The sequence below is a fragment of the Pseudomonas sp. PME37.24/025 genome (assembly GCF_055556615.1).
Genome location: NZ_JBVHNK010000014.1, coordinates 1 through 24,912, shown reverse-complemented (window position 1 = coordinate 24,912; position 24,912 = coordinate 1). Strand labels below are relative to the sequence as shown.

Genomic DNA, 24,912 nt, shown 5'->3' with positions numbered 1-24,912 from the left:
CGATGAATCTGTCGCGTTACCGTTTCATCCTGTCACGCCCCCTGCAGCTGCTGCCGGTGCTGTTCGGCATCAGTCTCATCACGTTTGTGCTGGTGCGCTCGATTCCCGGCGACCCGGCGCGCGCCCTGCTCGGCTCGCGCAGTACGCCGGAGGGGCTGCTCAGGATTCGCGCTCAATTCGGCCTCGATCAGCCGCTGTGGATGCAATATTTCTACTTCCTGAAAAACCTGTTCAACGGCGATCTAGGCCAGTCATTGCTGTACAAGGTCGACGCCTTGAAGCTGATCAGCACGCGCATCGAGCCCACACTGTTTCTGGTGCTTGGCAGCGTGCTGCTCGCCATGTTGATCGCGGTGCCGCTGGCCACCGTTGCGGCCCGTAACAAGGGCGGCTGGGGCGACAACCTGATTCGCCTGTTCACCACCGCCGGCCTCGGCATGCCAGCGTTCTGGCTGGGGATCATGTTGATCCTGCTATTCAGTGTGCAACTGGGCTGGTTCCCGGTTTCCGGCTACGGCCGTTCCTGGCTGGACAAACTGCACCACATGGCCTTGCCCTGCCTGACCATTGCCCTGGCACTATCGGCGGTGTTGGTACGTAACCTGAGGGCCAGCATGCTGATGGAGTTGCAAGCCGACCATGTCACGGCGGCCCGGGCTCGCGGTCTGCCTGAAGACGCGGTGTTTCGACGCCATGTGCTGCCCAACTCGCTCGTACCCGCCGTCAACCTGCTGGCGGTGAACATCGGCTGGCTGATCAGCGGCACCGTGGTCATCGAGAGCCTGTTCGCCATTCCCGGGATCGGCCAGTTGTTGGTCCGAGGCATCTTTACCCGTGACTATATGGTGGTCCAGGGCGTGGCAATGGTGCTGGCCTGCGCCACCGTGGCGGTCAACTTTCTCGCCGATGTGGTGACCGTAGCCATTGATCCTCGCGTGAACATCCGATGAGCAGTCAGGCAACGACTGCCCCCCGGCTAAACCTGCGCCTTGGTTTGCGCAACCCTCGATTGGCCATGGGATTGGGCCTGGCAATCCTGCTCGGCTGGCTGCTGCTGGCGATCTTCGCGCCCTGGATCGCGCCCTTCGATCCAATCGCCCAGAACACTGATATTCGCCTGCTGGCGCCCCATCTGGCCCACCCGTTCGGCACCGACAATTTTGGCCGCGACGTGTTGTCTCGAGTGATCTGGGCCGCCCGCATCGACTTGCAGCTGGCAGTGATCGGGGTGATTTTTCCGTTTCTGATCGGCACTTGTGTCGGGGCCTTGTCCGGCTACATCGGCGGGCGTTTCGATACGTTTTGCATGCGCCTGATCGATATCATCCTGGCCTTCCCGTTTCTGGTGTTGATGCTGGCGATCATGGCAATCCTCGGCCCCGGCCTGATGAGTTTCTATATCGCCATGGCACTGGTGGGTTGGGTGTCCTATGCACGTTTGATCCGCTCGCAGATCCTGATACTCAAGGAAAGCGATTTTGCCTTGGCCGCCAAAAGCCTCGGCTTCGGTCATGGGCGCATTCTGTTTCGGCACCTGTTGCCGAACGCGATGTTCGGCTCGATTGTGTTTTCCATGTCCGATGCGGTGCTGGTATTGCTCAACGGCGCGGCAGTCAGTTACCTCGGCCTCGGGGTGCAACCGCCGACCGCCGAGTGGGGCACGATGGTCGCCGAAGGCCAGAGTTTCATCACTTCCGCCTGGTGGATCTGCACCTTTCCGGGATTGGCGATCGTCACCCTGGCCATGGGCTTCAGCCTGCTGGCCGACGCTGTCGCCGAACACTTGGGTGAACGCTCATGAGTACACCCGTGCTGAAGGTCGAAGCGCTCAGCGTCATCGCCCGCAAGGGTGAGCACGAGGTGACCCTGGTGGATCGCCTGTCCTTTGACCTGGCCGAGGGCGAAGTCCTCGGGCTGGTGGGTGAAAGCGGCTCCGGCAAAACCATGGCTTGTCGCGGCTTGATGCGGCTGCTGCCATCGCCGAACCTGCGAGTCGAAGGCACCACCGTGCAGCTGGCCGGGGAAAATCTGTTGCACCTGGACGAGGCCGGCATGCGTCGCATGCGTGGGCGCCAATTGGGGATGATCTTCCAGAACCCCAGCAGCCATCTCGACCCGTTGATGCGCATTGGCGAGCAAATTGGCGAAGGCATTCGTCTGCATCAGGGCACCAGCAAGCGTGAAGCCCGCGCCCAGGCCATCGACGTACTGCGGCAAGTGGGCATTCCCGATCCGCAGCGGCGAGTCGACAGTTACCCCCACGAATTTTCCGGCGGCATGCGTCAGCGAGCAATGATCGCCGTGGCCCTGGGTTGCAACCCGAACGTGCTGATTGCTGACGAACCGACCACCGCCCTCGACGTCACGGTGCAAGCGCAGATCCTGCGCCTGCTGCTCGATTTACGCGACCAGCGTGGCCTGTCGATCATCATGATCACCCATGACCTGGGCGTCGTTGCCCAGACCTGCGACTCGATTGCCGTGATGTACGCCGGACGCTTGTGCGAGCACGGCAACAAACACCAGGTGCTGGCTCATCCGCGCCACCCTTACACCGCCGGATTGATCGACTGTCAGCCAGCCACCAGTCACGGTCACGCCTTACTCAAAACCATCGCCGGGCAACCGCCCCTGCTCGACGCCCTGCCCCAGGGGTGTCGCTTCAATCCGCGCTGCCAGCAAACCGGCAACCGATGCACATCACTGATGCCGAGTTTGCAGCCCGTCAGCCATGAACACCGCATCGCTTGCCATTACCCCTTGGCCGTCGGAGACCGCTCATGACCCTGCTCGAGGTCAAGGATCTGCAGGTGCGTTTTGCGGCGCCGGGCAGCGGTCTGCTGGGCATGAAGCGGCAATGGCTGACAGCGGTCAACGGCGTTTCGTTGACCCTTTCGGCTGGAGAAACGCTCGGGCTGGTCGGCGAGTCCGGCAGTGGCAAAAGCAGCTTGGGCCGGGCGATCCTGCACCTTAACGAGATTTACGCCGGACAGGTGCTGTTCGATGGCGTCGACATGGCCCACGCCGGAAAGATCGATATCCAGAGGCTGCGTCAGGAAACGGCGATGGTTTTTCAAGACCCTTACGCCGCTCTCAACCCACGCCTGAGCATCGGCCAGACCCTGGCGGAAGTGCTCCGGGTCCAACGCAAAGTGCCGGAGCCACTGATTGCCGCCCGAGTCGATGAATTGCTGACACTGGTTGGTCTACGCCCCGAATTGGCCGCCCGCAAACCGCACGCCTTGAGTGGAGGCCAATGCCAGCGTGTCGGGATCGCCCGCGCGCTGGCCGTGGAGCCGCGCCTGATCGTCGCCGATGAATGCGTGGCCGCGCTGGATGTGTCCATTCAGGGGCAGATCATTAACCTGCTGCTGGAGCTGCGCCAGCGCATGAACCTGGCGATTGTGTTCATTGCCCATGATCTGGCGATCGTTCGCCGGCTCTGTGATCGGGTGGCGGTGATGTACCTGGGCAAGATCGTCGAAGAAGGCCCCGTGGAGGAAGTATTTCGCTCCCCGCGACATCCTTATACCGCCGCACTGATCCAGTCGATTCCGCAAATCGACCCAAGCTGGGCGCTACCCACCGACCCTTTGCCCGGTGAACCGCCCAGCCCTTTGCAGCTGCCATCCGGCTGCGCCTTTCACCCGCGCTGTCGCTACGTTCGTCCCACTTGCAGCCAGGTGACGCCCCCTACCCGTCAACTCGACGCTCGCCGTTACGACTGCGTGCTCGAGGAGCCACTGTTTTAGAAAACAATGCACCCATCAAGAAGGAGTTTGACCATGAGATCCAGGCATTTGAAATTGCTCGCCGCAGCCACATTGACCGCTTGCACCCTTGCCAGCGGCATTGCACAAGCGGCCGGCGTACTCACCATCGGTTGCCGTGAAGAAAGCACCACGTTCGATCCGATCAAGAGCGCGCAAAACCGCGATACCTGGGTGTTTTCCAATGTCTACGACACACTGATCCGGGTCGACAAGGCCGGCAGCAAGATGGAGCCCGGCCTGGCTGAAAGCTGGAAAGTCTCCGACGATGGCCTGACCTACACGTTCAAAATGCGCGCGGCGAAATTCTCCGACGGCTCGCCAATCACGGCCGATGATGCGGCATTCAGTCTGTTGCGCACTCGCGATAACAAGGCCTCGCTGTGGAGCGACGCTTACAAACTGATCGACACGGCGAAAGCGGCCGATCCGCGTACCCTGGTGGTCACCCTGACCGCTCCGTCGGTACCGTTCCTCTCGCAACTGGCTTCGCCGACCGTGTCGGTTCTCTCGCAGAAGGCCATGACCCGCATGGGCGAAGATGCTTATGCTCAGGAGCCTGTGGTCTCCGGCGCATTTTTTGTCAAAGAGTGGCTGCGCGGCGACCGCGTGAAGCTGGAGAAAAACCCGCATTTCTGGCAGGCCGACAAGGTCAGCCTGGATGGCGTGGAATGGATTTCCATCCCGGATGACAATACCCGGATGCTCAAGGTGCAGGCAGGCGAGCTGGACTCGGCGATTTTCGTACCGTTTTCGCGCGTCGATGCGTTGCGCAAGGACCCCAACCTGACCATCCACTCCGACCCTTCCACTCGGGAAGATCACCTGTTGATCAACCATGAGCACGGATTGCTGAGCAAGCCTGAAGTACGTCAGGCGCTAGACATGGCTATTAACAAGAAGTCGGTGGTCGATACCGTCACCTTCGGCCATGGTCAGGAGGCTTACTCCTACATCCCCAAGGGCTCGCTTTACCACTACGCCGACAACTTGAAGCGTCCATTCGACCCGGCCAAAGCCAAGCAGATGCTGAGCGATGCCGGCGCAGCGGGCATGAAGCTGAATTACGTGGTCAACGCCGGTAACGAAGCCGATGAGCAGATTGCCGTGCTGGTTCAACAGCAACTGGCGGCAGTCGGTGTGACCGCGAACCTGCAAAAGGTCGACCCGACCCAGAGCTGGCAAATGCTGGTCGACGGTGACTACGACCTGTCCGTGATGTACTGGACCAACGACATCCTCGACCCGGACCAGAAGACCACGTTCGTTCTGGGCCACGACACCAACATGAACTACATGACCCGCTACAAGAACGACAAGGTCAAGAATCTGGTGTCGGCTGCCCGAATCGAAGCGGACCCGATCAAGCGTGAACAGATGTATGTCGATTTACAGAAAGTCGCCAAACAGGACGTCAACTGGATCGACCTGTACTACAGCCCGTATATCAATATTTCGCGCAAGAACATCGAAAACTTCCAGCAGAATCCGTTGGGGCGTTTCTCTCTTGAGGAAACGGTGAAGAACTAAGCAATAGTTGTGCTGAAGCAGGCAGCTCAGCGCAACCCGGGCTGATCCAGAAAGGCTTGGAAAGACCCTTTTGGCAAAAAAGGACCTCTGTTCAGAGGTCCTTTTTTTATGGCGATCGTTTATCCATCGTTCTCCCGCAAGGGCCTCAGACTCGAGCGGGTGACACGATGATTTTCACGTTATGTTCCTTGTTGTTGACCAATTCCTCAAAGCCCTGCCCGACGATCTGTTCCAGCTGAATACGCCCGGTGACCAGCGGGGTGATGTCCAACCGGCCATCGGCAATGAAGGCGATCACATCGGCGAACTCACCGTTGTAGGCGAGCGCACCCAGCACCTGTTTTTCGGTGGCGACCAGCTCGAAGAAATTGAACTCGCTGGGTTCCTCGAAAATACCCACCAGCACACACGTGCCGGCCTTGCGAATGAGGTCGATAGCGAGCTTGGCCGTGTGTTTATTGCCAATGCATTCGAAACTGACGTCCGCCCCAAGCCCGCCGGTCAGCCGTCGCACCTCTGCCAGAGCGTCGCATTCATTGGGGTCAAGCACATGGCTCGCCCCTACCTCCAGAGCCTTCGCCTTGCGCGCTCCTGACATTTCCAGGGCGATGACCTGGGCCGCACCAGCCGCCTTGGCACACATGATGGTGCACAGACCGATGGTTCCCGCGCCAACCACCACCACGTTTTTTCCCAGCAAACTCCCGGCCTTTTTTACGGCATGCATGCCCACTGCCAACGGTTCGATCAGCGCCCCGGCTTCGGCGGGAAAGTTGGCCGGCAATTTGTAAAGCAGATTGGCCGGCACGTTGACCAACTCGGCGAACGCACCGTTGTTCATCAACCCGGTGAAGGCCAGGTTCTCGCAAATGTTGTACAACCCGTGGGTGCAGTAATAACACGTGCCACAGTGCTGACAGGCATCTGCAGCCACCGGCTCGCCAACACTGAACCCCTGAACACCGGCGCCGATTTCGACGATTTCGCCACAGAACTCATGACCGAGAATGCACTGCCCTTTGATTCCGGTCAGCGGGTGCGGCGCATCCACCGGGATGAACACTGGCCCGGCCACGTATTCATGCAGATCGGAGCCGCAAATACCGCACCATTGCACACGAATCTGGACCCAGCCCGCGGGTGGCGACACGGGCAATGGAACGTCTTCGACACGGATATCGTGACGGCCATGCCAGACAGCGGCACGCATGCTACGGGCCGGATTAATTGAAAGGCTCATATTGGAATCTCCTTGAAGTCGTTGGCCTTGGCGACCCGAAAATGGTCGCCAAGGAGCATTAGTGTTGTTGCACAAAGTCCAGAATCAGCCGATTGACCTGCTCGGCCGCTTCCATCTGCACCATGTGCGCCTGGCTCGGCAGGATCTCGATTTGGGCTGTCAGGCCAACGCTGTGAGCCGCAGGAATGATCGCGTCGTCACTGCCCCAGATCAGCAACGTCGGCTGCCGGTTTTCTTGCACCACGCCGCGCAGATCGAACTGTTGCCGTCCTTCGTTGAACAACCCCGAAACCAGCTGGCGCAGGGCCGCGTCCACCCCTTCCAGGCGCTTGTACTTGAGCATGTCTTCAAGCATCTGCCGATTGACCAGTTCGGGGTCGGAGAACAGTTGCGTCAGCTGTGGTTTGAGGGCATTGCGGCTGGCCGCCTCGACAAAACCTTGCAGGTAATCGCCATTGATTTCCGCGCCCAGACCGGCGCTGCCGATCAAGCTCAGGGAGCGCACCCGATGGGGTGCCAGACGCGCGGTGTTCAGCGACACCGCACCGCCCATGGAATGCCCCACCAGATGCGCCACGGGAACCTCCAGATGATCGAGCAGTGCCAGTAGCACTTCGCTCAACTCATCCAGATCTCCGCGTTGCAGCTGTTTGGCCGACTCGCCATGGCCCGGCAAATCCAGAGCAATCACCCTGTGTTCGGCAGCCAATGCTTCATGATTGAACATCCAATTATTCAGGTCACCGCCAAACCCATGCACCAGCACCAACGGCACCCCGCCTTCGCCGCGCTCGAAGTAACGGATCAGCCGCCCGTCCAGCTCGACCTTCTGCGGCTTCGGCCCACTGTCTTCCTCCGCGCCGTCACCTGGCACGAACGCGGCCTGGAACTGCTCGATCACCGCATCGATTTCGGCCTCACTGGCTTCGCCGTCGACCACGATGCCGAGCAACGCACCGACCGCGAGGGTTTCATCCTGGCGCGCGATCTGCCGACGTAGCACACCGGAAAACGGCGCCTCGACGCTGCTGGAAATTTTGTCGGTTTCTACGTCGAGCACTTCATCGCCCTTGGCGATCGCCTGGCCCTCCTCCTTGAGCCAGACATCAACCCGGCCTTCAGTCATGGACAAGCCCCACTTGGGCATGGTCAGGGTATGGATCTGGCTCATGAACGCTTGCTCCACTCGATCAACTTGAGCACGGCGTTTTCGATCTTCGCCGCGTCGGGGATATAGAGGTCTTCCAGGGCGTCGGAGAATGGCACCGGCGTGTGCGGCGCCGTGACCATCTCGATGGGCGCCTTGAGCGAGGCAAACGCTTTTTGCGCCACCAGGGCCGAGATGTCGGTGGCCATGGAACAGCGCGGGTTGGCTTCGTCGATCACCACCAGGCGCCCGGTCTTTTCCACGCTTTCGAGAATACTGTCCTCGTCCAGCGGGCTGGTGGTGCGCAGGTCTATGACCTCGCAGTCAATGCCTCGCCCTGCCAGGCTTCGGGCTGCGTCCATCGCCGTATTGACCGTGCGTCCATAGGAGACCAGGGTCACGTCCTTGCCATCGCGCAGGAAGTTGGCTTCACCGAAAGGAATGGTATAGAGCTCTTCCGGTACCTCGCCCTGCATGCTGTAGAGCAGTTTGTGCTCGCAGAAAATCACCGGGTCGTTGTCGCGGATAGCCTGGATCAACAGGCCCTTGGCGTCATAAGGTGACGACGGGCAGACGACTTTCAGCCCGGGGATGTGGGTCCACAGCGATGTGAGCATTTGCGAGTGCTGGGCGGCTGCCCGCAGGCCCGCGCCGACCATGGTGCGAATCACCAACGGGGTGGAGGCCTTGCCACCGAACATGTAGCGAAACTTGGCCGCCTGATTGAGGATCTGGTCCAGGCAGCAACCGGCAAAGTCGACAAACATCAATTCACACACCGGGCGCACGCCACAGGTCGCTGCGCCGACGGCGGCACCGACATAACCCAACTCCGACAGCGGCGTGTCGAGCACGCGTCCGGGGAATTGATGATAGAGGCCCTTGGTCACGCCCAACACCCCGCCCCAGGCGTCGTTTTCACCGGGAGCACCGGCACCGCCGGCGACGTCTTCGCCCATGATGAACACGCTGGGGTCGCGGCGCATTTCCTGCGCCAGGGCTTCGTTGATTGCCTGCTGATAACTGATTTTTCTCGCCATGATGAAGGTCTCGATTCTTGTTATAGGGGGCGTTCAGGGATAGGAAACGTAGACATCGGTAAGCAGGTCGGCCGCGCTCGGCTTGGGGTCGGACTTGGCCTTGCGCACGGCATTTTCGATCAGCAGTTCCACTTCGCTATCGATCTGGTCCAACTGGCTGGCATCGATCAAACCAGTTCGCGTGGTGCGTTCGCGAAACTGCATCAGGCAGTCGTTGTGCTCGCGGAAATACTTGACCTCGTCCGGTGCCCGATAGGTCTGGGCGTCGCCCTCGAAGTGGCCGTAGTAGCGGGTCAGCTTGACCTCGATCAGCGACGGTCCTTCACCGGCGCGGGCCCGCTCCACTGCGGCACCGGCGGCTTCGTGAACGGCGAAGAAATCGAAGCCGTCGACGGTGACCCCTGGCATGCCGAAGCCGGCCGCGCGGTCGGCGATGTGATCGCAGGCCACGGACCAGTTGGAGGCCGTGGCCTCGGCATAACCGTTGTTCTCGGCAATGAACAGGCACGGCAGGTTCCACACCGAGGCCATGTTCATCGCTTCGAATACCGCACCTTCGTTGGAACCGCCGTCGCCAAAAAACACCACGGCGACACCGTCGGTCCCCTTGAGCTTGGCTGCCAGCGCCGCCCCTACAACCAACGGTGCGCCGGCGCCGACGATGCCGTTGGCGCCGAGCATGCCCTTCTCGAAATCGGCGATGTGCATGGAGCCGCCCTTGCCCTGACAGACCCCGGTTTTCTTGCCGTAGATCTCGGCCATCATCCCGTACACATCAACGCCCTTGGCGATGCAATGACCGTGGCCACGGTGGTTGGAGGCGATGCAATCATCATCCCTCAAGTGAGCCATGACACCGGCGGCCGAGGCCTCTTCACCGGCATAAAGATGGACGAAACCGGGAATCTCGCCGGTGGCGAACTCCACGTGCAAGCGCTCTTCAAAGACGCGGATGGTGCGCATCGCCCGATAGGCATGCAGCAATTGATCAGCGGTCAGCTGTGTCGACATTTTTATTCTCCAGGGTGTCTTGAGACTCAAGGTTCAGAGGGTGTTGCGGATGTTCACGGCCGATGGCCAGCAGCCGCTCTTGCGCTGCATAGGCCAGCGCCGCATTGACATCGATGCTCAGCGGACCGCCGGCATCGAGGGTCACGGTGGGTAAATCATGGGCGTTGAATTCGATTTCTCGCTCGCCATCCAGAGCCAGGGTGCCGCGGTCCAGGCACAGGCGATGGGCAACGCCGGGTTCAAGGCTGGCGGCGGCAAGCACCCCGCAGCCTTGCAACAGGCCGGGCGCCAGTGGCACCAGCAAGGCTTCGCAAGATTGCGGATCGAGGCGCATCCAGGCGCCATTGGGGGCTTGGCGTGATACCGGAAACCACAAGCCACAGAGGGCCGAGATGCCAATGGACTGAGGTTCGGCGAAGGATACAAAAACTTCCGCCAGATCGATCCCGCGGCTGATTGCACGAGCGCCGATAAACGGCAGCGAGGACACCGCCACGTCCACCAATGCCACTTCACACACGTCGCGGCTCGGAATCCGCACCAGCAGGCGTTTATTGCGGCGCAAAGCGATTTCGGGGGGAATCCGCCCGCTGGCGAATAGCCCGCCGGCCAACCCGGCACTGGTGGCTTCACGCAGTTCCGGGAAGGCATTGTTGGTCCCCGTCGACAGGGTCAGCAGTGGAATGTCGCCGACTTCTGCGGCCACCGCTTTGTGGGTGCCGTCACCGCCGAGTACGGCGATCAGCGACACACCGCGTTCAGCCATCCAGCGCGCGGCTTGGCGAGTGTCCGCCACGCTCTGGCGCAAGGTAAGGTCGAGGAACTCCAGGGTTGGCCAGTGGCTGTCACGCGCCTGGCGGCCGTGACTGTTCTTCAACACCGCAGCGGCGATGCCGGTCATGTCGGTGGGCATCAGCACCCGCTCGACACCGGTGGCGCCAAAAGCGGCCAGCAGCCGCTGGATCACCGAGACTTTGTCGGTGCTGGAAAACAGCCCTGCATTCGCCGTCAGGCGCCGTACATCTCGGCCGGACGCAGGGTTGGCAATGATGCCGACGGTCAGGGGCACGCGACTCATGTCGCCACCACAGATAAAGCAGGGTAAAGGCCTCGGCAGGAGGACATAGGGCACCTCTTGTTATTATCGGGTTGCCAGTCGTACTGGTTGCAGGGGCTAGAGCAAGGGCGGTGCCAGATCGGCAAAGAATCGCCAGAAGGCCTGTTCCAGAGCGGTCTTGATCGCACTTCCAGGAATTGGGGTTACGCTCGATTGAGACGTCACATGTCAGCCCGCACGGGCTTCTGGTGAGACTTTGAGACGTTGCGTCTCATCTTCGCCGTGAGTGAACCGAGGCTTGTCGACCCTCCACGAACAGCGCTTAATAGCCGCACAACTAAAAGAAGATCGAACCGGAGACCTTGAATGCTTTCCGCACACTCGAAGGCGCACGTGGATTGCGTCAGCCGTGTTTTGAAGAACGCAGCGCACCTGCCGCAGTTGCCAGTGCCAGACTTGATATTGGATTCCTGGCGCCGCTCCATGGAGCAACACCACCTGGACCCCGGCTCATTACAAGGGCCACGGATCCTTTCGCAGAACGTGCTGCAGGAGTGTCGAGAACGCTCCGAACTGTTCCTGCGTATTGCCAGCGAAGAAGTCGCCCGCCTCCACGGTCGCGTGCGCGATGCCGACTACTGCGTGTTGCTCACCGATGCCCAGGGCCAGACCATCGACTATCGCGTGGAAACATCTATCCGTAATGACTGCCGCAAAGCCGGCCTGTACCTGGGCACTTGCTGGTCAGAAGGCGAGGAAGGCACCTGCGGCGTAGCCGCGGTACTGACTGCACGAACACCGGTCACGGTGCATAAGCGAGATCATTTCCGCGCTGCTTTTATCGGGCTCACCTGCTCTGCCGCTCCGGTCTTCGACCCTCGGGGCGAACTGCTTGGGGTGCTTGATGTGTCCGCGGTGCGTTCTCCGGACGACCGCCGTTCGCAACACCTGATCCGGCAGATGGTGGTGCAGAGCGCGCGGGAAATAGAACAGGCATTTTTCATGAGCAGTGCCCAGGGTTACTGGGTGCTGCGGGCCCACAACAGCCCGGGCTATGTCGACAGCCAACCCGATTACCTGCTCGCCTGGGATGATGACGGACGACTGCAGGCGCTGAACCCTGCTGCGCGGCAGTGGCTGTTACAAAGCTTTGGCCAATTGCCGGAACACATCGACCAAATATTCGATCAGCAGTTATTGCATCGGGCCAGGGACGAATCGCTCTGCCTGCTTCACGGCCAGGGTGGTCGCCATGCCTTGCATGGACGACTCAGCGCGCCACGGCGAGTCAAACGCAATCCTGCGCGCCGGGTGCTATCACCCGCCGAACTCGACCCGCGACTGGAAGAAAGCCTGCGCCTTGCGGTGCGCGTCAAAGACCGTAATTTGCCGGTGCTGATCCAGGGCGAAACCGGCTCTGGCAAGGAAGTCTTCGCCCGCCAGTTGCATCAGGCCAGTCTGCGCCGTGAGCAGCCTTTTATCGCGGTGAACTGCGCAGCGATTCCCGAAAACCTGATCGAAAGCGAGCTGTTCGGTTATGTGGCTGGTGCCTTCACCGGTGCATCGAATAAAGGTATGCGAGGTCTGCTGGAACAGGCCGATGGCGGCACTCTGTTTCTCGATGAAATCGGCGATATGCCTCTGTCCCTGCAAACTCGGCTACTGCGGGTTTTAGCCGAGGGCGAAGTGGCGCCCCTGGGAGCGTCACGAAGCAAAGCGATAGACATTCAGGTCGTCTGCGCGAGCCACCGCGATCTGGAAGCACGAGTGACCTCTGGCGAGTTTCGCGAAGACCTGTACTTTCGCCTCAGTGGCGCGCGGTTCCAATTGCCGCCGTTGCGCGAACGCAGTGATCGACTGGCCTTGATCAACCGGATACTCGAAGAAGAATCATCGGCCTGCGCGATAGCAATGCAATTGGGAAACGCCGCACTGGAATGCCTGCTCGGCTATCGCTGGCCGGGCAATGTGCGCGAACTGCGGCACGTGCTGCGTTACGCCTGCGCGGTGTGCGAGACCCATTTGATTCTGTTGAGTGACTTGCCTGAGCAACTGCTCGGCCATCGACTCAGTGATCCGGCTTCAGCCGACACCGTGGAACACTGCGCCAGCCCGGAACGCCAGGCACTCATCGATGCGCTCGTGCGTCATCGCTGGAAACCCACCGCCGCAGCCAAGGCTTTGGGCATCTCCCGGGCAACGCTGTATCGACGGGTGCATCAACATGACATCGACATGCCTGGCAGAGGCTAACCACAGCTTCATCCGGCGGCCCCGCTCGCCATCGGGCAGCATACGGGTGCCGGTCGAACATTTCGCCGCTACAATGCGCACCTTGACCGTGACAAGCCAGACTAAAAAAACATGTCCCTGCCTAAACATCATCTGGAACTGCTCAGCCCCGCCCGCGACGTAGCCATCGCCCGCGAGGCCATTCTGCATGGCGCCGACGCCGTCTACATCGGGGGACCGAGCTTCGGCGCCCGCCATAACGCCTGTAACGAGGTGAGCGATATCGCCCAATTGGTGGAATTCGCCCGTCGCTATCACGCCCGGGTGTTCACCACCATCAACACGATCCTACACGACAACGAGCTGGAGCCGGCCCGCAAGCTGATCCACCAGTTGTACGACGCCGGCGTCGATGCGCTGATCGTTCAGGACCTGGGCGTGATGGAGTTGGACATCCCGCCGATCGAGCTGCACGCCAGCACCCAGACCGACATCCGCACCCTGGCGCGGGCGAAGTTCCTCGATCAGGCCGGCTTCTCCCAACTGGTACTGGCCCGCGAGCTGAACCTCCAGGAGATCCGCGCCATCGCCGACGAGACCGATGCGGCCATCGAATTTTTCATCCATGGCGCGTTGTGCGTGGCGTTCTCCGGCCAGTGCAACATCTCCCACGCACAGACCGGTCGAAGCGCCAACCGTGGTGACTGTTCCCAGGCCTGCCGCCTTCCGTACACCCTCAAGGACGAAAAAGGCGGTGTGATCGCTTACGAAAAACACCTGCTGTCGATGAAGGACAATAACCAGAGCGCCAACATCCGCGCGCTGGTTGAAGCCGGCGTGCGCTCGTTCAAGATCGAGGGGCGCTACAAGGACATGGGCTATGTGAAGAACATCACCGCCTGGTATCGCCAGCGCCTGGACGACGTCCTCGAAGACCGCCCGGACCTGGCCCGCGCGTCCAGCGGCCGCACCGCGCACTTCTTCCTGCCTGACCCGGAAAAGACCTTCCACCGCGGCAGCACCGACTACTTCGTCAGCGACCGCAAGATCGATATCGGCGCCTTCGACACACCCACCTTCACCGGCCTGCCGGTGGGTATCGTGGAAAAAGTCGGCAAGCGCGACCTGCTGGTGGTCACCCAAGAACCGCTGTCCAACGGCGACGGCCTCAATGTGCTGGTCAAGCGCGAGGTGGTGGGCTGGCGTACCAACATTGCCGAGCCCAAGGGCGAGTTCGAAGAGGACGGTGAAAAGCGCTACCGCTACCGCGTCGAGCCCAACGAGATGCCGCAGGGGCTGCACCAGTTGCGGCCGAACCACCCGCTGAACCGTAACCTGGACCACAACTGGCAGCAGGCCTTGCTCAAGACCTCCGCCGAACGCCGGGTGGGGGTTGCCTGGGTTGCTCGCCTGCGTGAGGATCGCCTGGAGCTGACCGCCACTAGCGAGGAAGGTGTCAGCATCAGTGTTGCCCTGGACGGTCCGTTCGGTCTGGCCAACAAGCCGGAACAGGCCATGGAGCAATTGCATGACCTGCTCGGCCAACTGGGCACCACTCAGTATCACGCTATGGCTATCGAGCTGGATGCACCGCAGGCGTATTTCATCCCCAACTCGCAGCTCAAGGCCTTGCGCCGCGAAGTCATCGAAGCGCTGACCGCGGCCCGCATCAAAGCTCACCCACGGGGTGGTCGCAAGGCCGAGACCGAGCCGCCGCCGGTGTACCCGGAATCGCACCTGTCGTTTTTGGCCAACGTTTATAACGAGAAAGCCCGCGACTTCTATCACCGTCACGGCGTCAAGCTGATCGACGCGGCCTATGAGGCTCACGAGGAGACCGGCGAGGTGCCGGTGATGATCACCAAGCACTGCCTGCGTTTCTCCTTCAACCTCTGCCCCAAGCAGGCCAAGGGCGTCACCGGCGTGCGCACCAAGGTCGCGCCGATGCAACTGGTACACGGTGACGAGGTGCTGACGCTGAAATTCGACTGCAAGCCTTGCGAGATGCATGTGATCGGCAAGATGAAGGGGCACATCCTTGACCTGCCGCAACCGGGCAGCGTGGTGCAACAAGTCGTCGGCCACATCAGCCCTGAAGACCTGCTCAAGACCCTCCCTCGCGCGCCCCACTGAGTGACTGGCGAGCGCGCCGCCACGGCGCCGCGCTCGCTTTGCTCGCAAGTCAGCTGAATGTCAAAGGCGTCACAAAAAGGGATTTTCAGCCATAAAAAAACGCCAGACCGGATCGGCGTTGGCGTTTTCTGTAAAGACAATCATCCCGGACTCCCGCAATACCTGCTGGCGGAGCCATACTTGGATGAGTGTAAGGAAAATGGCAGGGGCGGCTGGATTCGAACCAACGCATGGCAGGATCAAAACCTGCTGCCTTACCGCTTGGCGACGCCCCTGTATCTGTTGCTGCGAGTGCCCGGCGCTGAGTTTTCAGCTTGCCGGCAACATCGAGATGCTGCGTCCTTGCGCTACAACCCCTGTAAGGGCCTCTCCTTGTAAGGAGCTCTGCAAGAACGGGCGGGAATTTATCAACTTTCGCTTCGCCTGGGAAGGCCAACACAAAAATATATTTGTTTTAAAACAGATGCTTACTCTTGACCCTGGAGAGTGCCATGGCGGCTGTTACCGACACACTGAAGCTGTTTCTTGCCGGCGATGTCATGACCGCCCGCGGCATTGACTCAGTACTGCCGCATCCTGGCGATCCGCGGCTTTACGAAGACTACGTCAAGAATGCCGGCGTTTACGTCCGGCTGGCAGAAAGACTCAATGGCCCGATTCCCCTCCCCGTCGATTTCACCTATATCTGGGGCGCTGCGCTGGATGAGCTTGAACTTCGCCAGCCACACGCACGCATCATCAATCTGGAAACGGCGGTGTCCCGCCGTGGACGACCGGAGCAAAAGGGCATCAATTACCGCATGACTCCGGAGAACTTCCCGGCCATCAGTGCAGCCGGCATCGACTGCTGCGTGCTGGCCAACAACCATGTGCTGGACTGGGGAGCAGTCGGCCTGGCCGATACGCTGGATACCTTGTCGAGCAACGGCATGTGCAGCGCCGGCGCCGGGCACAACCGACAATCTGCCGAAGGGCCTGCCGTGCTGCCGCAGCCTGGCGGGCGGCGCTTACTGGTGTTTGGCCTCGGCGCCCCCGACAGCGGCATTGGGCAGGACTGGGCCGCCACGGATAAGCGCGCGGGCGTGGCGCGGCTGGAAGATCTGACTATGCGAAGCCTGCGCCCTGTGGCCAAACGGATTCTCGAGAGCAAAAAACCGGGGGATCTGGTGGTCGCCTCCATTCATTGGGGCGGCAACTGGGGGTTCGATATTCCACGGGAGCAGATCCGGTTCGCCCATGCCTTGATCGACGAGGCAGGAGTTGACTTGGTGCACGGGCATTCCTCGCACCATATCAAGGGCATCGAGGTGTACCGCGAACACCTGATTCTCTATGGCTGCGGTGATCTGCTGAACGATTACGAAGGCATCGAGGGCCACACAGACTTTCGCGGCGACCTTGGGCTTCTGTACTTTGCCTCGCTGGACCCGGGTGGACACCTGCAGTCGCTGGACCTGATACCCACCCGCCTCTGTCGCTTTTGCATCTGTCGCGCCGAAGGGGATGACCGTCAATGGCTGCACGACACCCTTTCTCGCGAGTGCGCACGCTTGGGCAGCAGCATCCAGCCGGGCGCGAAAAATGCCTTCGAGTTGCGTTGGTAAGAGCCTACCTTTGTGGCGAGCGAGCTTGCTCGCGCTGGGCTGCGTAGCGGCACCAAAAATCTGATGACAATCACCGATTTTTGTGAGTGCTACGCACTCAAGCGGGAGCAAGCTCCCTCGCCACAAGATCCTCACTGACTCAAGATGAAACCTTCTCGGTTTTTTTCGTTTCTGCGTCGTTTTTGCATTTCTGTGCGACAGATCCTACTTCCGGGACTCCCGTACCACTCCCTCGTGGTGTTAGTTTGGAAAAGTTTCTGACTCATCGACCAGATATTTCTCACAAACTGCCTGCAAAGGAATGCCCCAACAATGGATTTCTCATTCAAACACCTGGCCACGACAACCCTGATACTGGCCAGCCTTTCGTCGTTCACCACGTCAGCGCACGCCAACATCACCCCACAACAGAGCGCGACCATCCTCAAGACTTTCAGTGACGCGTCGGTAACCGATTTCAGACAGTTCCTGGGACGCCTGGCCAAGAGCGAGCTTGCCAAAACCGACGACCTCGGCCTGGCAATCAGTGCCTTCCAGGGCAACAAGCCTCTTACCCCTGAACAGCAGAACGAGATTCATCGCCTGCTGGGCCTCTATGCACGGGTGAAATACGGCAGTGCTGCCACCGAGACCCTGCGCGAGCTGGTGGCCATTCCGACCTTCCGCGTAGACGGCGTTGCCCAGCACGACAATCCCGAATTCATCAAGATCGCCGACAAGCTCAAGGGCCTTGCCCAGGCGTTCAACCTGAACTTTCGCAACATCGACAACCGCGTCTATGAAATCTCCCTCACCGGCCACGGCGACGAAGTCGTAGGCATTCACGCACATGCCGATGTGGTGCCCGTGACGCCGGAAAACTGGGTCCTGAAAGACGGCACCCGACTCGATCCGTTCAAGGTCACCCTGGTCGGCGACCGCCTGTATGGCCGGGGCACCGAGGATGACAAGAACGGCATCGTGGTGGCGCTCTACGCCATGAAGATCATCAAGGAAGAGAAGTTGCCGCTGGCGAGGAATTTCAAGCTGCTGGTAGACACCACCGAAGAAACCACGGGCGACGCCATCCCCTATTACTTCGAACACAACCCGACACCCAACTACAACCTGGCGCTGGATGGCGGCTATCCGGTGGTGATTGCCGAGAAAGGCTACGGCACCGTCATGGCGAACTTTGCCCGACGGGCCGCAGAGGGCAAAGGCGCTGAAATCACCTCAATGACGGGCGGGCTGGCCACCAACCAGATTCCTTCGACTTCGGTCGCCACCCTCGTGACCGACAAACCCGCCGAATTGGCCACCCGTCTGCAGAAGGCTGGTAGCGATTATGCCAAGCGCAATGGCGGCAACTTCGAGGTGACCGTCAAGGTCGTCGGCAAGGACGTCCAGCTGACGGTCACCGGCGTGTCCGCCCACTCCTCCGAACCCGAGTCAGGCATCAACCCGGTGGCAAGAATGCTGGACTTCATCAACAGCCTCGACGGGAAGGTCGCGCTCAAACACAACCACATTACCGACGCCGCCCGCTACGCCGCCGATAACTGGGGACTGGACTACCTGGGAGGCAAATTAGGGGTCGGTTTTTCCGATGCCTTCATGGGACCGCTGACCACCTCTCTGACCTATGTCGGGATGGATGAAAAAGCCTTCAAGCTCGCGGTCAACCTGCGCGTGCCGAAGGGCAAATCCCCAGAAGTGCTCAAGACCGAAATCGCCGACAAGCTTGGCGCCTGGAGCAAGAAGACCCACATTGAGCCGGCCTTCGACTACTCGATCGCCGAGCCGATGCACCGCAACCCTGAGGGTGAATGGGTCAAGGCCCTGCTGGCCGTGTCCAGCGAAAACCTTGGCATGGAACACAAGTTTGGCACCTCTGCCGGCGCCACCTCGGTCCATGAGCTGCCCAATGGCGTGCAGTTCGGCCTGGCCAGGCCCGAGCTCAAGTACACCGGCCACAACGACAACGAGTTCAAGACCGTCGACCAGTTCCTGCTGGACCTGCAGATCGTAACCGAGATGTTCGGGCGCATCGGGCAGTTGCCGAAACTCTGATCTCCCCTTTCGGACCCGCTATTCTGGCGGGTCCATTTCTATGCGAGTGGGGCTGGATTGCCTTTAAATATCAATTCACCCCATGCCTCGCCACCAGGATCAATTTATGTCGCTGAGCTTTCATAAAATGCACGCCAATGGCGATGACTTCGTTGTTGTGGACTTGCGAAACTCGGCCAATCCAATGACAAGTACCTTGGCTCGGCGATTGGGTGATCGGAACCGAGGAATCGGATTCAATCAACTCGCGGTGGTGCTCGATTGCGATGATGCCGTTGCGCGCTTGATGTTCTGGAATGCGGACGGCTCCACGCTGGATGTTTGTGGCAGCGCAACCCGGGGTGCCGCGGATATGCTGATGCGTGAATCCAATATGACTTCGATAGCGCTGCGAACCAACCGTGGTCTACTCACTTGCGAACGAACTTCAACCGGCGCAATTTCCGTCAACATGGGAGAACCTCTGTTCGGCTGGTCGGATATTCCCCTGGCTCTGGAACTGGATACTGCTGTTTTACCACTGGCGGGTGGCCCAGCAGCGACCAGCATGGGCAATCCGCACTGCACCTATTTTGTGGATGACCTGACAGCCGTTGATATAGCGACCCTCGGACCGACCATTGAAACCAACCCTCTGTTTCCTCTCAAGACGAACGTGCATTTCGTCCAGGTTATTAATCGAAAGCACATTCGGTTGCGCATTTGGGAGCGCGGGGGTGGCATTGCGCTCGGTTCCGGCTCCTGCTCTTGTGGCGCCGCTGTTAACGGAATTCGTCGTGGCTTGTTAGACCAATGCGTTGAGGTTGAATGTGATGGCGGAACCGTAACGGTTCAATGGGATGGCGTGGGACCTGTCTTTCTCATCGGACCGGTAGACGCAACGTTTTCGGGAACTGTTCACGACAGCCTCTCCTTGAGTCGATGAACCGGCGACACTCGCATAACTGACCTATTCTGAATCGACCGACAAAAGATCACCCTTTTGAGGTACCTGAACTCGTTACAGCAATGGAGGCTGGATGATGAAGGAGCAATCGATTGAGTTTCGCGCTGGAGAGGTGCATACGCCGCACTCTGCCCCCCTCGCCATGACCCGTTCCACCCAATCTTCCACGCTCAATAGCCGAATCGAGCTTTACACCCAAGAGCCGATGGTCAACTGGCTAGGCCCGTTTCAGCTTATGCGCACGGGCTTGCAATCGGCTGCGGCCACCACGATGGGTGCCTTCGCGGACCCACGCGATGTATCGGCCATGCTCAACCCTCGGAACGCTAACCCGCCCATCCCGGCGCCTGCCGACGGTGACGTGTGGGTCGACTATCTGGCCGACACCGGCGATGGCTGGAACTCTACCTATTCGATGGCGCTGTGCGTCAGCCATGCTGTCGAGTTGCCGCAGCACCAGCTCTCGCTGCCGCGCGGCGATGTGTTGCTGCTCGGCGGCGATCAGGTCTATCCCACACCAGCCCAATCCGGCTACCGCACCCGCTTCCTGGATCCCTTCCGCGCCGCCTTTCCCGCGCCAGTACCCAAGCAGCCCCCTAGTGACCAGGACCAGCCCGTGCGGCAGCCGGGTGCACCGTGGATATTGGCGACGCCCGGCAATCACGATTGGTATGACGGTCTACGCGGCTTCTCCCAACTGTTTTGCGAGCAAAAGCCCATTGGCGGCTGGGAAACCCGTCAGCGCACCAGTTACTACGTGCTGCAGCTGCCCAATGGCTGGTGGGTCTGGGGCCTGGACCTGCAATTGGAGTCCATGATCGACCGAGAGCAGAAACGTTACTTCGAAGAGATGCACGCCAAACTGCAGCCAGGCGACCGCGTGATCCTCTGTACACCCGAGCCAAGCTGGGTGGACGAGGCCGAACGGCTGGCACGCGAGGAGAGCAAGGCCTTGCCCTCGATTGAAACCCAGACGCCGCGTTTTCGCAGCCTGCGCGAGATCGAGGAACTATTGGGTGACCACTTGGCAGTAGTCTTGGCCGGAGACTCGCACCACTACGCGCGCTACCAGCCAAAAGCTGGCACCCAGGCACCGCAGCGCATCACCTGCGGAGGTGGTGGCGCCTTCTTGAATGCCACACATCAGCTTCCAGATCCGCCCAAGCCGATCAACGTTGGCGGAACCCGGCAGCACTACGAGCTGGCTGCGGTCTACCCGGACAAAAAAACCTCCGAGCAACTGCGTAACCGGGCATGGCGGCTACCTACCCGCAATCTCTCGTTCTGCGGCATGCTAGCCATCTTGTACCTGCTGTTTGACTGGATGGTACAAAGCGCCAGCACGGTGCCCCACCCGGCACGAGGCAACCGCAGCCTGATGGACGTGTTGTCTGACCTCCAAGCGTCTATCTCCAACATCAGCGAAGTTTGGCGACAGCTGCTCCTGGTCATGTCACACAGTCCTTCGTCGGTGATGTTCGCCGTGATCATTGTGCTGGGTTGCGCAGTGTTCTCAGCCGCCGGGGTCAAGCGCACCCGAAAGCTCGCCTATGCCATTGGCGCTGCTCACGGGGTACTTCATCTGGGACTGGCAATCGGACTGCTATGGCTGATGGGCCGTGTCAACATTCACTACTTGCAGTTCGAGGTAGAAAACCTGCACCAGGTTTTGTTGTTCCTGGCGGAGACGCTGGTGCTCGGCGGCAGTTTGGGAGGCTTGTTGTTCGGTGCATGGATGGTGATGGGCAACACCTTTTGGGGGCTACATAGCGAGGCGGTTTTTTCCTCACAGTGCATCGCCGACCACAAATGCTTCCTGCGCATGCATTTCAAAGGCGACCAACTCACGATTTACCCGCTCAAGTTGGAGAAAGTCTGCCGGCGCTGGTCGCTGGGATCAGGCGTCGCCAAGCTGGCGAAGGTGCAGCGCACCTGGAGGTTGCGGGCAACATCTGAAAGTACAGGCCCGCGCTTCGTGCCTGCCTCGGGTGCGCTCGAGCTGCAACTGATCGAGCCGCCCATCGAGATTTTGCGTGGAAGCTCACCCATGAGCTCACACCGTTAAGCGAGGCCAGTTAAGAGACAGAACAAGCGATGAGTAACCTGTGGCGAGGGAGCTTGCTCCCTCGCCACAGGTTCAGTATCACGCTTAACTGACCGGCATTACGGCAGCCTGGCTCCTACGCCGATGAAGCAGATATCAGAACCAGGTTTCCATCTGTATGCCGTATTGCCATACGCCGCCAGCATTGAAATCCGACTTGCCGAAGTTGTCTGTAGAACTGTACCTGTCCAGGTCCGAAGACCAGTTCATGAGGCTGGCGAACACTCGCAATTCGGGACGTGTGAGCAGGTCTCCAACATCAGGTTTGAATGTCGGGGCGATGGTGAATTTCCAGAAATTACCGTCGACCGCATTACGTTGCATGTAGCCCTTGGGGTCGAGGTCCATGGTTTGCCAGCTCATTTCGTAGGCCATCTCGAAATTGCTGTTGATTTCATTGGCCAACCGCACGTTCAGGGTCATCCAGCGGTAATCGTCACCCTTGACGTACCGGTCCTTGCTTTGTTCGGCCAACAAGCTTGGGCCGATGCGCCAGCCGGGGGCAATAGGTGTCTCGCCGTAAAGCGCCAGACGCAGCGCGCGGGCATCGTCAATCAGTTCGCCATCCGAGCCGATGTTCTTGACCTCCGCCCCCAGACCTTGCCCGTAGAGCAGTGCCGTTTTGAAGAAACCTTCCCTGCCGAAAAAGTTTTTCTGGTGATTGGCCACCATGCTGTGCAAGCCGGAATCCGCAGGCGTCAGACCCGCTTCATTGGTGCGGGTGGCAAAGTCGTTTTTCTTTGAGCCAATGCCATTGAACATCCACTGCCACTGACCATTATCGAAGAACTGGTTGGAGGTCAGGATGTAGCTTTCTACATCGGCATTGACACCGCCCTCACTGAAATCCCCGTAGTTACGCCCGATCAAGGAATAATTCGAGCGCCAATCCTTGTTCATCTGCACATCGTAGATACCACCCCCGGTGCCGGCCAGAAAGATAACGTCCGAGTCCAGCCAATGGATATCGAAATTGTCCCTGTCGAATCGTTTACCTGCCCACAAGGTGGAATTTTCGAACACTGAGTTGCCCTTGAAGGCGGCGAGATGGTCGAGTTCGGTAAATACCTGACGCACGTTCAGGTTGCTTTCGTCGGCCGTCCAGTCATTGGAACTCTCCACACCGTCGGCGATGGACACCGTGAATTTGGAACGGGTACCGTTCTGCGCATAGATTTCTTTCGACAGGTCGATGCGCATGTAGGTGTCGTCTTCATTACCGAGTCGCCCGACTGCCCCCCCGACTGAACCGGCAGGGGTGGTATAAGGGCCGCCACGACCACCACCCAGCCCATCGTTGATCAGCAATCCGGAACGTGCGTAACCCTTGAAGCTGAAGCCGTCAGTGAGGTGTGCGCTGCTGTCCTGCTTTTCCAGGCTTTGCTGACGGGCTTCGAGTTTTGCCAGTCGAGTGTCCAGAGCAGGCGCGGATATGGCTGCGGCGGTAGACGTTGCAGGCTGCAAGGTTGGAGTGGCGAGTTTTATCTGCTGCAATTCCCTGGCGAGGGCCTGGGTTTGCTGTTCAGCTGCCGCTGCGCGTTTTTCCGCTGCGCTGGCACGGGCTTCAAACGCAGCCATGCGCTCCTCCAGAGTCGCGGCCTGAGAGGTTGCCGCCGAGGTGCCGAGCACGCCTGCGAGAAGCCAGCTTGATGCTTTCTGCATGTGAATTCCCCTGTTTTGTTTTTATTTTTCTGCTTCCGCAACCGGTTTTCTTCGTGAATTGTGAATTGTCAAAATTGACGAAAAAAAGGATGCCTCATCGCAAATACGCTGCTACATTTGGCGATGTTAACGTTAACTTTTTTAAAAACAAAAATAAAGAGGGCTTTATGAAACAGCTTAAATCTCTTCTTCCAGCAGCACTGCTCACCCTTTGTGCCGGGCTTCCATCCCTCTCGAACGCAGCTGATTTGACGATCTCCTGCGGCGCGGTGGGTGCGGAGTTACAACTCTGTAAAGAGGCTGTCGAGGCGTGGTCGAAACAGACCGGCAACCACGTCGAGGTGGTTTCCACGCCTAATTCGGCAACCGAGCGGTTGTCGTTCTACCAACAGATCCTCAGTGCGCAGTCCAGCGACATCGACATCATTCAAATCGATATGGTGTGGCCGGGAATGCTGGCCAAACATCTGATGGATCTGCGCGAGGTGCTTCCCGCCAATGCGACCCAAGGCTACTTCCAGGCACAGGTGGATAACGCCACGGTGAACGGACGGCTGGTGACGATGCCGTGGTTCACCGACTCGGGTCTGCTGTATTACCGCAAGGACTTGCTCGAGAAGTACAACCAACAGGTTCCCCAGACCTGGGAAGAAATGACCGCGACCGCCCGGAATGTTCAACAGGCCGAGCGCGCTGCCGGGAACCCCAATGCCTGGGGTTACATCTTTCAGGGGCGCGCCTACGAGGGCCTGACGTGTAATGCGCTGGAGTGGATCAGCAGCCAACCGCAAGGTGGGCTGGTCAATCCGCAAGGCGACATCGTGGTCAACAGCCAGGCTTCAAGAACGGCGTTGACCCTGGCGAAAAGCTGGGTAGGAGACATCTCCCCGCGTGGCGTACTCAATTACACCGAGGAAGAAGGCCGAGGCGTATTCCAGTCGGGCAATGCGTTGTTCATGCGTAACTGGCCGTATGTCTGGGCCCTGGTTCAAAGTCAGGACAGTGCGGTAAAAGACAAAGTCGGCGTTGCTCCCCTGCCCCGTGGCGGCGAGACCGGCAGCCATGCCTCCACCCTTGGTGGCTGGGGTCTGGCGGTATCGCGTTACAGCGCCCATCCAAAACTTGCCGCCGAACTGGTGAGCTACCTGACCCGTGCCCAAGAGCAAAAACGTCGTGCCCTGATAGGCGCCTATAACCCGGTTATCGAGTCGCTGTATCAAGACCCCGAATTGCTCGCGGCCATGCCTTATTACGCTCAGCTGCACAGCATTCTCAACGATGGGGTCATGCGCCCCGCCTCAATCACTGCCGATCGCTATCCACGCGTTTCCAATGCGTTCTTCGATCGAGTGCATGGCGTGCTGTCGGGCGAGTTGCCTGTGGA

Annotated in this window: 18 protein-coding genes and 1 tRNA gene; 12 read left to right on the top strand and 7 right to left on the bottom strand. The window is 59.7% G+C overall.

Features of this window, described 5'->3' with window-relative positions; genetic code table 11:
• Positions 1-2: 2 nt before the first annotated feature.
• The 5 genes from ACZ3HH_RS23735 to ACZ3HH_RS23715 are packed head-to-tail and all read left to right on the top strand — an operon-like array spanning position 3 to position 5,300.
• A complete protein-coding gene (locus ACZ3HH_RS23735; RefSeq protein ID WP_465808219.1) occupies positions 3-950 on the top strand; it encodes an ABC transporter permease in 948 nt (315 codons plus the stop codon).
• Complete coding sequence (locus tag ACZ3HH_RS23730) at positions 947-1,801, top strand: ABC transporter permease (RefSeq protein ID WP_465808217.1); 855 nt, start codon at positions 947-949, stop codon at positions 1,799-1,801. The genes ACZ3HH_RS23735 and ACZ3HH_RS23730 overlap by 4 nt, the downstream gene beginning before the upstream one ends.
• On the top strand, positions 1,798-2,784 hold the full coding sequence (locus tag ACZ3HH_RS23725; RefSeq protein WP_465808215.1) for an ABC transporter ATP-binding protein: 987 nt from the start codon (positions 1,798-1,800) through the stop codon (positions 2,782-2,784). Before ACZ3HH_RS23730 ends, ACZ3HH_RS23725 begins: the two co-directional genes overlap by 4 nt.
• Positions 2,781-3,752, top strand: a complete 972-nt coding sequence (locus tag ACZ3HH_RS23720) for an ABC transporter ATP-binding protein (RefSeq protein ID WP_465808213.1) — start codon at positions 2,781-2,783, stop codon at positions 3,750-3,752. The genes ACZ3HH_RS23725 and ACZ3HH_RS23720 overlap by 4 nt, the downstream gene beginning before the upstream one ends.
• Before the next feature lie 33 nt (positions 3,753-3,785).
• Positions 3,786-5,300 (top strand): ABC transporter substrate-binding protein, encoded by a 1,515-nt coding sequence (locus tag ACZ3HH_RS23715; RefSeq protein ID WP_465808211.1) that lies wholly within the window; start codon positions 3,786-3,788, stop codon positions 5,298-5,300.
• A gap of 145 nt (positions 5,301-5,445) precedes the next feature.
• Here the strand turns inward: ACZ3HH_RS23715 and ACZ3HH_RS23710 are convergent, their stop codons facing one another.
• The 5 genes from ACZ3HH_RS23710 to ACZ3HH_RS23690 form a co-directional block, all read right to left on the bottom strand.
• The gene (locus ACZ3HH_RS23710; RefSeq protein ID WP_465808498.1) at positions 5,446-6,510 is read right to left on the bottom strand and encodes a 2,3-butanediol dehydrogenase; all 1,065 of its coding nucleotides are present in this window, start codon (positions 6,508-6,510) and stop codon (positions 5,446-5,448) included.
• Positions 6,511-6,598: 88 nt separating this feature from the next.
• Complete coding sequence (locus ACZ3HH_RS23705) at positions 6,599-7,711, bottom strand: acetoin dehydrogenase dihydrolipoyllysine-residue acetyltransferase subunit (protein WP_465808209.1); 1,113 nt, start codon at positions 7,709-7,711, stop codon at positions 6,599-6,601.
• A complete protein-coding gene (locus ACZ3HH_RS23700; protein ID WP_030128853.1) occupies positions 7,708-8,727 on the bottom strand; it encodes an alpha-ketoacid dehydrogenase subunit beta in 1,020 nt (339 codons plus the stop codon). Before ACZ3HH_RS23700 ends, ACZ3HH_RS23705 begins: the two co-directional genes overlap by 4 nt.
• 33 nt (positions 8,728-8,760) lie before the next feature.
• Entirely contained in the window at positions 8,761-9,738 is a 978-nt protein-coding gene (locus ACZ3HH_RS23695; RefSeq protein WP_465808206.1) for a thiamine pyrophosphate-dependent dehydrogenase E1 component subunit alpha, read from the bottom strand.
• A complete protein-coding gene (locus ACZ3HH_RS23690) occupies positions 9,716-10,816 on the bottom strand; it encodes an ATP-NAD kinase family protein (protein WP_465808204.1) in 1,101 nt (366 codons plus the stop codon). The genes ACZ3HH_RS23695 and ACZ3HH_RS23690 overlap by 23 nt, the downstream gene beginning before the upstream one ends.
• Before the next feature lie 345 nt (positions 10,817-11,161).
• On the opposite strand from ACZ3HH_RS23690, the gene ACZ3HH_RS23685 reads away from it, so the two are divergent.
• Together ACZ3HH_RS23685 and ACZ3HH_RS23680 are read left to right on the top strand one after the other, a co-directional pair.
• Positions 11,162-13,048 carry a sigma-54-dependent Fis family transcriptional regulator gene (locus tag ACZ3HH_RS23685; RefSeq protein WP_465808202.1) on the top strand — a complete coding sequence of 629 codons (1,887 nt, stop codon included), beginning with the start codon at positions 11,162-11,164 and terminating at the stop codon, positions 13,046-13,048.
• Positions 13,049-13,159: 111 nt separating this feature from the next.
• Positions 13,160-15,160 (top strand): peptidase U32 family protein, encoded by a 2,001-nt coding sequence (locus tag ACZ3HH_RS23680; protein WP_465808200.1) that lies wholly within the window; start codon positions 13,160-13,162, stop codon positions 15,158-15,160.
• A gap of 200 nt (positions 15,161-15,360) precedes the next feature.
• Here the strand turns inward: ACZ3HH_RS23680 and ACZ3HH_RS23675 are convergent.
• Positions 15,361-15,435: transfer RNA gene (locus tag ACZ3HH_RS23675), tRNA-Gln, on the bottom strand.
• Between the two features lie 216 nt (positions 15,436-15,651).
• Here ACZ3HH_RS23675 and ACZ3HH_RS23670 point away from each other — a divergent pair.
• The 4 genes from ACZ3HH_RS23670 to ACZ3HH_RS23655 all read left to right on the top strand — a co-directional run bounded on the left by ACZ3HH_RS23670 (position 15,652) and on the right by ACZ3HH_RS23655 (position 21,827).
• Positions 15,652-16,764: a CapA family protein gene (locus ACZ3HH_RS23670; RefSeq protein ID WP_465808199.1), complete on the top strand. Its 1,113-nt coding sequence runs from the start codon at positions 15,652-15,654 to the stop codon at positions 16,762-16,764.
• Positions 16,765-17,076: 312 nt separating this feature from the next.
• On the top strand, positions 17,077-18,816 hold the full coding sequence (locus ACZ3HH_RS23665) for a dipeptidase (protein ID WP_465808197.1): 1,740 nt from the start codon (positions 17,077-17,079) through the stop codon (positions 18,814-18,816).
• A 106-nt stretch (positions 18,817-18,922) separates the two neighbouring features.
• Positions 18,923-19,741 carry a diaminopimelate epimerase gene (gene dapF, locus ACZ3HH_RS23660; RefSeq protein WP_465808195.1) on the top strand — a complete coding sequence of 273 codons (819 nt, stop codon included), beginning with the start codon at positions 18,923-18,925 and terminating at the stop codon, positions 19,739-19,741.
• A 97-nt stretch (positions 19,742-19,838) separates the two neighbouring features.
• Positions 19,839-21,827, top strand: a complete 1,989-nt coding sequence (locus tag ACZ3HH_RS23655) for a preprotein translocase subunit YajC (RefSeq protein WP_465808496.1) — start codon at positions 19,839-19,841, stop codon at positions 21,825-21,827.
• Between the two features lie 135 nt (positions 21,828-21,962).
• Here the strand turns inward: ACZ3HH_RS23655 and ACZ3HH_RS23650 are convergent, their stop codons facing one another.
• Positions 21,963-23,528, bottom strand: coding sequence for a carbohydrate porin (locus ACZ3HH_RS23650; protein ID WP_465808193.1), 1,566 nt, complete (start codon positions 23,526-23,528; stop codon positions 21,963-21,965).
• Positions 23,529-23,695: 167 nt separating this feature from the next.
• Here ACZ3HH_RS23650 and ACZ3HH_RS23645 point away from each other — a divergent pair.
• On the top strand, positions 23,696-24,912 hold a 1,217-nt coding region (locus tag ACZ3HH_RS23645; RefSeq protein ID WP_465808191.1), incomplete at its 3' end, for an ABC transporter substrate-binding protein.